We start from the raw sequence: 13,280 nt of genomic DNA, 5'->3' as shown, positions 1-13,280 counted from the left end.
GGTTCGCTCTTATCTGAATTGGTTTAGGAATTTTAAATCGTTTTCGAAGAATGCACGCAAGTCGTTCACGCCGTAACGTAACATTGTTAAGCGCTCTACACCCATACCGAAGGCAAAACCAGTGTATTTTTCAGGGTCAATTCCGACTGAACGTAAAACATTTGGATGCACCATGCCGCAACCCAATACTTCTAACCATTTGCCATTTTTGCCTTTTACATCTACTTCAGCAGAAGGCTCAGTGAACGGGAAGTAAGAAGGACGGAAACGAATTTCCATGTCTTCTTCAAAGAAGTTACGTAAGAAATCGTGCAAAATACCTTTGAGCTCAGTAAAGCTCACATTCTCATCAACCATTAGGCCTTCAACCTGATGGAACATAGGAGTGTGTGTTTGGTCGTAGTCGTTACGATAAACACGTCCAGGAGAAATAATGCGAAGTGGAGGCTGCTCAGCTTCCATCGTGCGGATCTGTACGCCACTTGTCTGAGTACGTAAAACAAGCTTTGGATTAAAATAGAACGTATCGTGGTCAGCACGCGCAGGGTGATGCTCAGGAATATTCAAAGCATCAAAGTTATGAAAATCATCCTCAATTTCAGGACCTGATTTCACTGCAAACCCGAGCTCACCAAAAAATGATTCAATACGCTCAATTGTACGTGTTACAGGGTGCAGACCACCTGTCGGCGCTGTACGCCCAGGTAAAGTCACATCTATTGTTTCAGCTGCTAATTTTTGCTCAAGGGCAGCATTTGCAAGTGCTTCACGTTTTTCGTTAATTGCAGTTTGTACCTGGTTCTTTGCCTGGTTGATTACTTGGCCCGCTTCTTTACGCTCTTCTGGCGCTAGCTTGCCTAAGGTTTTTAATAGCCCAGTAATCTCACCTTTTTTACCAAGGTAGTTAACTCTGACTTCCTCAAGTTGCGCAATCTCACTGGCACTTGAAACGGCTTCAAGCGCTTGCGCTAAAATATTCTCTAAGTTCATTCTATACCTGATCTGGTTGAGGTAATTTGCCTTTTCTGAATCAGTTATGATAACTGAAAGATGGGGCTAGATTCTAGCCCAAATTCACAGCTTTAGCGTTGCTTTTATAAAAGGAATGGTAAGTTTTCGCTGTGCGGCCATAGATGCGTGGTCTAACTTGTCCAAAACATCCAGTAATGCACGCATGTCTCGGCTTAATCTGGTCAACAAAAATCGTGCACATTCATCACTTAATTCAAGCCCACGCATATGTGCACGCTTAACCAAAGCCTCAGCTTTGTCATCATCACTCATTGAACGGATTTGAAAGGTTGTCCCCCACGCTAATCGTGACTCTAAGTCGGGCAGTTCAATATTGAGCATATTCGGTAAAAGATCGGCAGTCATCACCAAGCACTTACCCGCTTCATTGAAACGATTAAAAAAGTTAAACAGTGCTTTCTCCATTGCTTCATTTCCAGCAACTAAGTGCACATCATCAATACACACTACATCCAGTGCATCCAAGCCTTCAAGCACAGCAGGACCAAAGTTAATCACTTCACGAAGTGATAATAATATCGTTGAAAGGCCAAGCTCTTGTGCATGAATACACGTTGCATATAACAAGTGTGACTTGCCCGAATCTGCCAAGCCACATAAATAAGTAAATTGAAAATCTGATTGAATATCACTTAACGCGTTTTTCAAATGCGTCACTTCAAGTGATTTTTCACCACCAAAGTAAGACGTAAACGTCTCATCATCAGGCAGTGTTACCGGTAAAGCCAACTGCATCGGATCTAACATTATTGCTGCCCTACCCAGCTATACCTTAAGTTTTCAGAGCTAACAACCTGATGAAAAGCCCGTGGATCAACATAGACTTCGAAAGACTGCTCTAGCTTAAGCGATTTTTGTAAATCAGACACCGAAGATAAATGCTCTACTTCAAATTGAACTTGCTGTTTACTTCGATAAACAACATCAACACTATTCACGGTACTAATGGTCAATAACTCTCTTTTCGCGCGCTCTATTTTATCAAATGTTCTCAGTCCATCGACGGTGATCACCGTACTATTCGTGGCGTAAGACTTGGTTGGGTCAATGATATATTCACTGGCAAGCGCCGCCGACATATCATTGATCATAGAAATTAATAATTGCTGTTTGTCACCCACAAGTTGCACCGATTCAAACATCTCAGCATCGGTGTAACGCCAGTCCAGTTGCCAACTACTCGAGTTAGGTTGCTTGAACAAGCGCCCTGTGATCACGCGCTCAGCATTGTAACGGGCCGATGCGGCTTCAACAGGTTCAGAGAAATTACCCCATACTTCTGCGATACCAACCTGCGAACGATCAGTTAAATCCATGAGTGGCACGACAACGGGGATCCCCCACTCTGCTGCCGTATCATAAATAAGTCGCTCTAATTGAGGGTAGCTCTCTTGAGTCACAAAGTCGCGCCTCAGGTTATCTTCTATCACTAACCAAATAGCAATCAGAGGACGTCGGTTACCCCAAAGCCCAAAACCACTCTCTCGCACCAAGTTTTCTACTTTCTCAGCCTCAAAGCGTACTCTAATTTTTAGCTCTTGGTTGGCATGCTCAATATATTCGTACTTAAGCATGTAGTCTGAAATACGCCTTTTGCTTTTTTTAATCAATGGGTGATTGCTATGCCCGGCCTTCCCAGTGAGTTTTTTAATCACCTGATCCAACGCATCTTGACTTGCCTTAGCTCGCGTGGCGCGCGTTTTGTCGTCCACTACTAGCGTTGCCTCGTAAAGATCCGTCACTTCTATCGCAAAGGCAAAGTTGCACATCCAAAATAGACAGATAAAGAAGAGTTTTTGTGCCATTCGCAACCATCTAATAAAAATAAAGTTTGATCCTAATGCAATCATACACGCTGGTAAAGCAATGGCGATACATTTACTTGGCAAAATAAATTTGATTTTTCCCTTTTCCTTTCGCTTCATACAAAGCCAGATCCGCATCATGGATCAAAGCTTGCGCATCGAAAGATTGATTGATCACAGAAGCGATACCAATACTGCAACCACATTGTACTTCTACTCCAGACTCTAGAGTGATCGGGGATGATAACGACTTTAACATGCGCTCAGCCAGTTGATTTAAGGATTGCTTGTCTATTTTTTCCGTCAACATCACGACAAATTCATCTCCTCCCAAACGACATACAAAGTCATAACTTCTTAGGGTCTGATTGAGTCGCTCACTCACTGTTTTAAGGACCAAATCTCCGCTTTGATGACCGTGATTATCATTGATAGGTTTAAAATCATCTAGGTCAAGGTACAGCACATAAACAAGAATATCTCCGCGTTGCGAACGCGCAGATAAACGCTCTAATTCCTTGAATAAATATTTCCGATTGGCAAGCCCAGTCAAGCTATCATGCAGAGAATCGTGCTCAAGCTGCTGCTGGAGAGACTCTCTCACTTCTATCTCATGTTCAAGCTTCGTTAAGCTTTCTTTTAGTTCTGACGTCCTTTCCTGCACCTTATGCTCAAGCTCTGTCTGGTAGCTTTGTAATGATTTATTCGCTTCAATCAAGGCTTGCTGATTATTAAATGCATCGAGTGCTGATGAGATCACATGGCTAATGGTATACAAGACATCAACAATCATGCCTGAATATTCATTTTCTTTTCGATAAGATTGAATAATGAATGCCCCGAGGTGCTGACTGCGATTGACCAACGGAAAACAAAGCCACTGCATGGGTACTGAGCCCAAGATGTTTACTTCACCAATCTCAATTAACTGTTCAATTTCTGATTGATTGAAATTACACACTTTATGTGATTTCAAGGCAAAGGCTGTCAATGAATGTGAAATATCGTCTAAAGACAAATTCTCTAACTCTTCTGCCTCGATATCGTCTTTAACATCATGAAAGTATGGAAAAGATAAATTACCATTTTCTTGGTACAAGACCACGTAAAAATTGTCTGCATAAGTCACTTTTTGTAATATGCAATGAATATCCAATAAAAAGCGTTGTATTGAATCTGATGTATTCAAACACGCTACTATATCCGTCATGCTATCGATCACATAGCCGCTGTCTACTGCTTCTACAGCTATTTTTTCCATTGCGTATCCCTCTATAACTCTTAACGCTGTTATCTAAGCTCAACTGCTTAAAGTTTAGACAAAACTTTAACCTTTTGCAGTATTTGAAAAATGACATATTTGTGTAAACATTACAATTTACACTATGTTTACAAAAATAATAATTATTATGAAAACCTTTATGGAAAGACAAACTTTTATTGTCTTACATGTACTTGCCATTGTAACGGTTATCGGCAGTATGTTAACAGGCTTTAGAATTTCAATTGTCAGCCAAGATTGGTTCGCGGCTGTATCAATATTACTCCCACAAGGGTTAATACATGCGTGGCACCTTGGATTTGCAGTGGGGTTAACTCTGCTTGCCACCGCATATGTAGGGTATTCTTTGCGTGCACCTTTTCGAAGCTACCCATCCATTTATCATAAATGTATTAATTACTTAGGATACCTAAGCATTTGTCTTATCGTGCTCTCTGGGTGGGCTGTTTGGGCAAACTTTCATAGCCATTATGCGCGCGGTATTCACCAAGTTGCCATGTGGTTAATGGTTAGCTATTTCATACTTCACGCTTGGATTTATATATTGCAAAAAGGACGTGGCGTATTTGGTGCAATATTGCCCAAACGATTTAAGTTCGCACACATTGCCATCACACTTTGTCTAGTGACACTGGGATTGTTTATCCACACATTCACATTGAATACAAGCCACCAGCTTGAAGTACAAACAATCGCTGACAACGTCTTTATCGATATCGATGGTAAAGCTTCAGAGGCACAATGGCAGCTCGCACCAACGTTTAAAGTCACTACCATAGGCGGCGCGAACTTTGAAAATGGCAGCACTGAAGTGTCTATCAAAGCACTGGCGAATCAATATGAAAGTTACTTTCTCATCTCATGGCAAGACAAATCAAAAAGTACCAATCATTTACCACTACTAAAAACAGCTGATGGTTGGCAAGTACAAGAAAACGGTTTTTATCGCTTCGATGAACGCACATTTTATGAAGATAAATTTGCCGTCATGCTCTCCGAAGGTTGCCAAGCCGCAGGTGACAACACCTATCACGCTGGTAGTAAACCACTGAAAGATAAACCGAAGAATTGGCATGGTAAGGGGTATCACGCCAGCCTAGATGGCAAAGTCAGAGATCTATGGCATTGGAAAGCGGTTAGAACCAATGACATGTACCTTGCTGATGACAACTTTATTGGACCACCCAGTGAACACCTCAAGGGCAAACGTCGTTACTCAGCAGGTTACCAAGCCGACGGAAAAGAAAGTGGCGCTTATGTTATGAACTGGCAATGGTATAGCAATACAGGAATATCACCTAAGCGTTTACCTATACATGTGCAATCCCATCAAGCAGTACTACCTTGGTTTGGCTCAAAGCCCTACCAACATCAACAAGATATCTATCCTATTGGGACTTTTTTGCCATCGGTTTTGTATCGTTCTAACCGGTTTGAAGGTGACAGAGCGGATGTCAGAGCAAGAGGAGAATGGCAAGACGGGCGCTGGACATTAGAGTTAGTTCGCAAGCACAACACCCAATCTAAATATGATATCCCACTGAAAACAGGAACCTGTATGTGGGTATCAGCGTTTGACCACGCACAGATTGCACACACTCGGCATATAAAGGCGATAAAATTGAGGTATGCACTATGATCCTACGGCTTTTTATCTCCGCGCTTATTGTTGCAACATTTGTTGGTATTTGCTTAATGCCTCAAGCGCAACCTAAATTAAGCCAGCATCCACGGTTTACAAAAATAACCCAAGAAGGCAAAGCGCTTTCGCCGTGGCAAGGACCTTGGGCTTGTGTGCACGACGCACAAAATCAACTGCTTTGGGAAGTAAAAACAGATAACGAAACCATTCATGATGGTTATTGGACATATTCTTGGTTTAACGGTGTTCAGGGCAAAGAAAACTTTGGCGATTGTTATTTTGAACCCAATCGATGTGATACCCATGACTTAATACGCCGTACCAATAAACAAGCCTTATGTGGCCTCACTCAATGGCGCTTACCAAGTGCACAAGAGCTAAGCAGTTTAATACAAAACCCCACTTCTCCTGCCCACCCCTATATCGCCAATGATTTTTTTGTACATATTAAAAAAGGGGATTATTGGAGCGCGGATCACAGCCAACCGTTATCAAAGCAATACCGTCAAGGTGGCAATGGTGCAACCGCGATTAATTTCCATTTTGGTAAAAGTTACACACTGCCTTACCGAAATGCCGCATTTGTGATGCTGGTCGCCGATCTGCCAGCAGCAAATACTTCACCGCAGCTAAGTCGTCGCGAAATAATTACACAACAGAAACAGGAATAATAACTATGAGAGCGCTCCATTTTGGCCTCGCTTCAACCTTGCTCATGGCAGGAAGTTGCTATGCCGGCAGTGATTACCACCGTATCGTTTGGGATGGTAACCCTAGCAGCCAAGCAACCATTGGTTTTACACCGACCAGCGGCTCAAATCACGTGGTGAAATACGGGACTAGTACTGACGAGTCTAGCTGGACTACTAAAGCCGTCACTGCCAGCCATAATTTCGCAGGTAGTTTAAGCAACCAATTCGTTAAGCTGACCGGACTGCCCGCAGATTCCGCTATTTATTATCGAGTGTGTGATAGTACAGGGTGTGGCCAACATTTATGGTTTAAAACTGCGCCAACATCTACAACCACTGGCTTTGTTGCCATTGCCGGTGGTGATACCCGCACAGGCTGGACCACGCGCCGTTCAGGCAATCAAATGGTGGCAAAAATCAGACCGCTATTTATCATGCACGGCGGGGATTATACCAACGCCAACTCGGCATCTGAAATGAAGGAATACCTCAAAGATTGGCAACTTACATTTTCGAGTGATTTAATTGGTGGACAAAACTATAAACGTGTCTATCCGTTTGTCGCCACACATGGCAATCATGAAGATGATAACTATAAGACTTTATGCCAAGTGTTTGGAGTTGACTATAACAATGACGGTCAATGTACCAGTGCTGATACCTACGGCGCGTTCAACGTGTCCAATTTGCTTCGCGTTTATACACTCAACAGTCAATATAAAAACAGCGGTTGGTCAAGCTATGCGACGGCGATGAATAACTGGTTAAAGCAAGACCTACAGAGCCAAGGTAGCAGTGCTAAATGGCGAGTAGCGCAATATCACAAACCCATGTATCCGCACTACTCTGGCAAGTCTGATAACACCATCTTGCATACTTGGTGGGCAAACAACTTTTATGATCATGCCATGAACCTAGTTGTTGAATCTGATACACACATCAATAAAATCACCGAAGCACTTAAGCCATCAGGGAGCAACTTTGTCAAAACGACCTCTGGCGGTACTGTGTATGTTGGTGAAGGAAGTTGGGGAGCGCCAGCGCGTTCAGCGAATGATCCTAAGTCTTGGACCATTGACTTGGCGAGCATTCAGCAGTTCAAAGTACTGTCTGTCACGCCAAATAAACTTGAAGTGAGAACGGCTCAGTTTTCTTCTTCAACTAATACCTTATCCCGTGAGCAGCGCGCCGCTGATCCATTAGCATTACCTGGTAATGTAAACTGGTGGTACGCAAGTAGCTTAGGCGATATTTTACCTCTGGTCCAAAGCACCTCTGGCCGCTCAATTATTGATACACCTGATCTGCCAAACCCTAATGTACTTGAAAATGATGTACCGGCTACTGGTTTAACGGGTTCAAAAGGCAGTAAAACAGTTTACACTATGGACGTCCCAGCCAATGCCAATCAGCTATCATTTACGACTAGCGGTGGCACTGGTGATGTAGATATGTACGTGAAGTTTGGCGCTGAACCTACAACAGCAAGCTATGACTGTCGTCCATATAAAGACGGCAACAATGAATCTTGTACGATTTCCAATGTTCAAGCTGGCACATATTACGTGATGCTGAATGGTTATGCAGCATACAGTGGCGTGTCTTTGGTCGGGTCATTCAGTGCAACAACCAACCCAGGCAATAAGCAGCAATGGACAGGACTGTCAGCAAGTAAGTCAAACTGGACTCACAAAACATTTGACGTCCCAGCAGGGACAAGCAAGCTGACGGTTAAAATTAGCGGCGGCACGGGGGATGCGGACCTTTATATTCGCGCAGGTATCCAACCGACAACGTCAAGCTATGATTGCCGTCCCTATGAAAATGGTAATGCCGAAACTTGCACCATTACCAACCCGACGGCAGGGACATGGCACCTCGGCGTGAGAGCTTATGAAGCCTATAGTGGAGTGACATTAAGCGCCGAATATTAATTTATGTGTAAATTGCCCCTTGCGAAGTACAGGTTTGCCCCTATCATGTTGGGCATAATCACAAGGGGCAAGTTATGAACTTCTTACATACTATGGTGCGCGTAAAAGATTTAGACGCATCACTTAAATTTTATTGTGACCTATTAGGGCTGGTTGAAATTAAACGTAAAGAAAGCGAAAAAGGTCGTTTTACTTTGATTTTTTTGGCCGCACCAGGTCAGCTTGAACAAGCACAAGAAACTTTTTCACCAACAATTGAACTGACCTACAACTGGGATAGTGAAGATTATACCGGTGGTAGAAACTTTGGCCATTTAGCATTCGCAGTTGATGATATTTATGCGTTGTGCGATAAAATCCAGCAAGCTGGTGTCACGATTAACCGACCTCCAAGATGCGGACATATGGCATTTATAAAATCTCCTGACGGTATTTCCATTGAGCTACTACAAAAAGACAAGCCATTAGAGCCACAAGAACCGTGGTTATCAATGCCTAACACAGGCACGTGGTAAAAATTTAAGTAAAGCGGGTTCACTCCGCTTTACTCTGATATATGATATGAACTCACCAGCTCCTTCATGTACTTTTTGAATCCGATAGAACCGGTTGTGCTGAGTAAAGGGGTAAAATGCGCTTTCTTCGATCTTGGTACAAGGATAGCCCTGTAGTACTTCTGATGGGATTGATGCGACAACGATAAGCTAGTCCACCAGCCATTTTTCTTGGCAAAGTAAAAAAAGGTCGGCCTACTAATCACTGCAAAATCGAGTTGTTGTTGCAAAATCAACTCAAGCAACTCTTTTTCACTGCTAGCATCTACCCTTGTTAACTTCTCTCTGCGTTCAGCTTCTGCCAGCTTCGGATAAAAATACCCTTCCACCCCGCCATATTTTTTCCCATGTAATGAAGCTTGGTTTTGGTATTCAAAAGGCTTCTTAATGCTCGACACAAATTCATCCGTGTCGTAAAACAGTGGGTCGCTCCAGATAAACTGTTGTTGCTCAATATCTCCAAACCACTGCGGATTAACACCCAATACCGCTCCCGCTAAATTATCACGATCAAGACGTTGGCGAATTTGCTCTTTATTCATAAAAACCAATTCATATTTAAGAGTTGGCTGAAATTCATTGAGCAAATTGACAATATCAAAATACAAGCCTTTTTTATCCGCCAAATTTTCTATGTATGGCGGTTTGTTGTGGTAAGTGTACAGACTAAGGCGGTCTGGCTGAGCACTTTTAACACTCAGTGATAACAAAGCAAAAACGCCTAAAACAAATAACTTTAGCAACATAAACCCTGACAATAACTAAACGGCTCTAGGTGTAATTTATCCTGTCACCGTTCAGTCATCAAGTTTTACATAATAAAGTTATTGGCAGTAGCCCTCATTGTATTTAACCAATAAAGTTGACCCTTGATGATTACCCGACACTTTTAGGTAACCCCAATATTGAGTTTGCCCTGAAAGGTTAATGCACTCATTGTTTCCATCTTTGGCAGATCTTGCATCAACATTTGTCTCATTTGGCCATCCTTGATTACTGTACTCTAACGTTAAGTCGCCACTGCCATGGGCTGTTTGAATACTAATACTGCTCTGCGCTTCCACATTTTCAAGACTAAACCACATTGGTGTCTGACTCGCTAAACATATGGGTGTGCCAGCTGCTACTCTACCACCAGATAAACCACCTTGTGTTTGACACAGATCTGGCAACGTGGACACAGGCGGCGTGTAATCAGCCATTAATGTAACGTTATCAAATTGGTTATAGCCACGCAGCATGATGAAGTAGTCTCCCCCTATTGGCTGAGCAGTATCACATCTCTCCGCATTGCCACTTAAGTATGGGCGACAGTCATAGCTATCCAAGGTTGGCAACTGAGCGTGTTTCACATAGAGATCAACATCACCAGTACCACCTGAGGTGGTAATAGACAAATCAGTCGCACCGGACGGTAAGGTGATTTTAAAATATTTAAAGGCATCTTGCGCTGCTGATACACTAACAGGCTGCGCTTTATTCAGTGCGATCACGTCATTTGAATTCGCAGATATTGTGACCGTCGTTGAAGCGGTGTATTGCGCCCCTTGGGGATCACTGACGGTAAGCGACACCGTATAGGCTCCTTGCGCAACATAGGCATGACGAGGGTTCGCGTCGCTACTTTGACTACCATCACCAAATTGCCACAAATAGCTCAATAGTTGCCCTTCAGGATCTGAACTACCTTGACTGCTAAATGCGATTTCACTGTCAGTACTGCCTGCATATGGACCATTAATTGACACTACTGGCGCTTTATTTCCATCGCCACCGGCCAGCTCTTGGGTCCACTGAGTAAACTCTTGTTCATAGCGCTGTGCCCAATCATCAATTGTTGTTTTATATCCAGACCAATTGCCTTGTCTAGTTTGTGACAGCATCACCTTAAGCTCTTCAAAATGACGCTCAAACATAAAACGTACCGCCAAATAACCCCACCGATAAATTCTATCTTGATCAAACCCAGCATAAGTCGTGGCAAATATTTCATTGAGCTGATAAGTACTGCCATCTTTTATCGTATCGATGGCTGCTTGGTTGTCATTGAGATTAGCCACATATTCAGCAACCCCTTCACTCCACCAAACAATCGCTTCCGTAGGCGCATTAAAGTCACCGTATAAATCAAATCGTCCGTCTAGGTAATGCACATACTCATGCTCTAGATTCCAAACAAAATGGTCCGCTTTAGCATAGCTCGCCTCATAAGCAATGAAGTTAGCCTGGTTGCCAACTTTACTTGGATCGCCCTCTAAGTACATACCACCATTATTGGTATCAATCTTAAAGATCGCCTTCGCGTACTTACCATAATCCCCACTGCTATCAAAAATATTCACTTGCAGCATCGTATTGTTGTCATCAGCGACTGGGATTTGATTGGTCGCTAACATCTGATGAAAGCGGGACTCTTCGAGCGCCATCGTTTGACATGCCGATTCATGCTGCTGCAAAGTCATATTTTGTGACCTGATCCGAATCGTCGAGCTACATTGATAGGTTTGAGATAAGGCTTTTTGCGTCAGTACCTCTTCAAAATTACAAATGTCGAAGATATCACAGTCAGCGTAATAGGTGGCAACATCTGCCGCAGCCAGCCAAATACCGTCCCCATAGCCAAAGCTTTCAAACCGGCTAAATAAATCTTTTAGAGCGGTATCTACCAATGGCTGCATAGGCGCATTCTTGTAAGTTTTTAATCTGGCCAGTTCACTGGCTGAATTGATGATGAGATACTCGGAATCTGAACCAATCATCCAATTTTGCTTGGTAAAGTTGGCTAAGATATTTACCAGCTCCGTATCAGATTGCACCTTTGCAACGAATTCAGTATTCCATTGGCCTCGATACAATATGGTGAAAACACCATTAACTGCACTGCGCATATACCATTTGTCTGCAAAAGAGTGATCCCACTTCAATAGCCATGATTTCACGACAGGTAAATAGACATCCTGCATTTCGGAGGAATCCATTGCAGTAATCACTTCTTTCAACACCTTTCCATGCGCATCAGAGTTGGTGTAAAAGTGCGGGCTTTTAACAAATTCATCAATAGCGGCACGTACATCAGACTTTAATTGTGCACCGAAACTCACCGAGTCATTGTAAAACTCTACATAGTACCCAGCACGGATAAATAGGAATAAGGACTCTAAAGGTGCACTGCCACTGCCGTCATAACTCGCTGATAACGATTTTGCACGCAGTGCTGCTGCTCGCATTTTCTCTGTGGTAAATACGGCCGTTTGAATTTGGCTCGTGGCACTAAATAACTCATTCACACAACTGGCGCCTTGTTGAAGTACCAGATCGACAATCGTGCTCGAGCTCGCCTGCGCTAGCGCAGTCAGATCGCATTGCAAAGTGGCGTTCACATTACGTGTTGTCACAACGGCAGAGTTAACAAAGCTGTGCTCATGCTGCAACATCTGACTTTGTGCTATGGGAGAATTATCAAGCTGGTGCTGGCCATGCTCATCACCGTGACTTAAGTGCAGCGGTTGTGATGTAGCAAGTGGTTTAAATGTTCGCTCAGTTGTTTGATGAGCGAAAGATTGTAAACTACATATCACTATGGGCAATGCCATAGCAAGTGATTGTATTTTCATAATATTACCTTTTTATATGTGTATCCAAACCCGTTGTCGGGAACACTTTTTTAACACAAACGCAATATTGCATACAATATATTTTATATAATATTATTTCATAAATAGCGGTTTAAATTCTTTATCTTGGTATTTAAAATACTGAATTATTCCAACGTAGGCGGGGGTTGCTCTATCGCTCAGTACAGAGGTAAAGCAATATAATCAATCAGTTATAATGAAAGTTGTGATCAAGCTTGTATTCACAAGCAAAGAGTGTGTAGTTGCTTATCGCGTAAATCGAAGTTACTGAGGTATGTTTTTGTTCACATATTGAATGTGCACTACACCCTGATTACGCATAGTAACCAATAGAGTTTGTTTTTCTAATCGCAGCGGATACTCGCCATCAGGCAGATTCTTACTCGCCAAATTATTCAGCCCTGTGATTAAACCTAAAGTCTCTACCTCATGGTGAGAGGGGATATTCACTTGTCCACGAGTTTTAAAGTAATCAACGCCTTTATCGACCGCACCTTCAACAACAGATTTGGCAATTTTTCTACTCGCTTCATTTTTCAACGCTTTAAAAAATAATGATTTAAATATAGTCGCAATCATGACTGAGCCTTAATTCAGAAACTTAACTTTATTGTGACATATGAAATTATTACACTCCATTACACCACTATATTTAAGCATCATATTGTTTTAAGATCCGTCACGAAATAGATACAAATCGTATC

The 13,280-nt window shown here is 42.6% G+C and carries 11 protein-coding genes; 4 read left to right on the top strand and 7 right to left on the bottom strand.

The genetic code is table 11. The annotated features are described in order from the left end of the window. Window positions 1-9: 9 nt before the first annotated feature. The 4 genes from pheS to S4054249_RS07020 all read right to left on the bottom strand — a co-directional run bounded on the left by pheS (window position 10) and on the right by S4054249_RS07020 (window position 4,098). Entirely contained in the window at window positions 10-990 is a 981-nt protein-coding gene (gene pheS, locus S4054249_RS07035) for a phenylalanine--tRNA ligase subunit alpha (RefSeq protein WP_039609339.1), read from the bottom strand. Between the two features lie 84 nt (window positions 991-1,074). After that, complete coding sequence (hda, locus tag S4054249_RS07030) at window positions 1,075-1,779, bottom strand: DnaA regulatory inactivator Hda (RefSeq protein WP_046358160.1); 705 nt, start codon at window positions 1,777-1,779, stop codon at window positions 1,075-1,077. Continuing rightward, on the bottom strand, window positions 1,779-2,837 hold the full coding sequence (locus S4054249_RS07025; RefSeq protein ID WP_046358200.1) for a DUF2066 domain-containing protein: 1,059 nt from the start codon (window positions 2,835-2,837) through the stop codon (window positions 1,779-1,781). The genes hda and S4054249_RS07025 overlap by 1 nt, the downstream gene beginning before the upstream one ends. Window positions 2,838-2,910: 73 nt before the next feature. Further along, entirely contained in the window at window positions 2,911-4,098 is a 1,188-nt protein-coding gene (locus tag S4054249_RS07020) for a sensor domain-containing diguanylate cyclase (RefSeq protein WP_046358159.1), read from the bottom strand. A gap of 160 nt (window positions 4,099-4,258) precedes the next feature. Here S4054249_RS07020 and S4054249_RS07015 point away from each other — a divergent pair, with 160 nt between their 5' ends. The 4 genes from S4054249_RS07015 (at window position 4,259) to gloA (ending at window position 8,902) form a co-directional block, all read left to right on the top strand. Continuing rightward, the gene (locus tag S4054249_RS07015; protein WP_046358158.1) at window positions 4,259-5,758 is read left to right on the top strand and encodes an ethylbenzene dehydrogenase-related protein; all 1,500 of its coding nucleotides are present in this window, start codon (window positions 4,259-4,261) and stop codon (window positions 5,756-5,758) included. Next, window positions 5,755-6,432 carry a DUF1566 domain-containing protein gene (locus S4054249_RS07010; protein ID WP_046358157.1) on the top strand — a complete coding sequence of 226 codons (678 nt, stop codon included), beginning with the start codon at window positions 5,755-5,757 and terminating at the stop codon, window positions 6,430-6,432. Before S4054249_RS07015 ends, S4054249_RS07010 begins: the two co-directional genes overlap by 4 nt. Before the next feature lie 5 nt (window positions 6,433-6,437). Further along, window positions 6,438-8,387: a pre-peptidase C-terminal domain-containing protein gene (locus tag S4054249_RS07005; protein ID WP_046358156.1), complete on the top strand. Its 1,950-nt coding sequence runs from the start codon at window positions 6,438-6,440 to the stop codon at window positions 8,385-8,387. Window positions 8,388-8,461: 74 nt separating this feature from the next. Next, window positions 8,462-8,902 (top strand): lactoylglutathione lyase, encoded by a 441-nt coding sequence (gloA, locus tag S4054249_RS07000; RefSeq protein ID WP_046358155.1) that lies wholly within the window; start codon window positions 8,462-8,464, stop codon window positions 8,900-8,902. A gap of 29 nt (window positions 8,903-8,931) precedes the next feature. Here the strand turns inward: gloA and S4054249_RS06995 are convergent, their stop codons facing one another. The 3 genes from S4054249_RS06995 to S4054249_RS06985 form a co-directional block, all read right to left on the bottom strand. After that, on the bottom strand, window positions 8,932-9,687 hold the full coding sequence (locus S4054249_RS06995; protein WP_046358154.1) for a transporter substrate-binding domain-containing protein: 756 nt from the start codon (window positions 9,685-9,687) through the stop codon (window positions 8,932-8,934). A 78-nt stretch (window positions 9,688-9,765) separates the two neighbouring features. After that, window positions 9,766-12,555: a collagenase gene (locus S4054249_RS06990; RefSeq protein WP_046358153.1), complete on the bottom strand. Its 2,790-nt coding sequence runs from the start codon at window positions 12,553-12,555 to the stop codon at window positions 9,766-9,768. Window positions 12,556-12,840: 285 nt separating this feature from the next. Beyond that, window positions 12,841-13,155, bottom strand: coding sequence for a hypothetical protein (locus tag S4054249_RS06985; protein WP_046358152.1), 315 nt, complete (start codon window positions 13,153-13,155; stop codon window positions 12,841-12,843). Window positions 13,156-13,280: the final 125 nt, after the last annotated feature.

Origin of the sequence: Pseudoalteromonas luteoviolacea, from assembly GCF_001750165.1 — a bacterium.
GTDB classification, from domain to species: Bacteria; Pseudomonadota; Gammaproteobacteria; order Enterobacterales; family Alteromonadaceae; genus Pseudoalteromonas; species Pseudoalteromonas luteoviolacea_G.
Note: the sequence above shows the minus strand (reverse complement) of the source record. Positions and strands in the feature narration are given on the sequence as shown.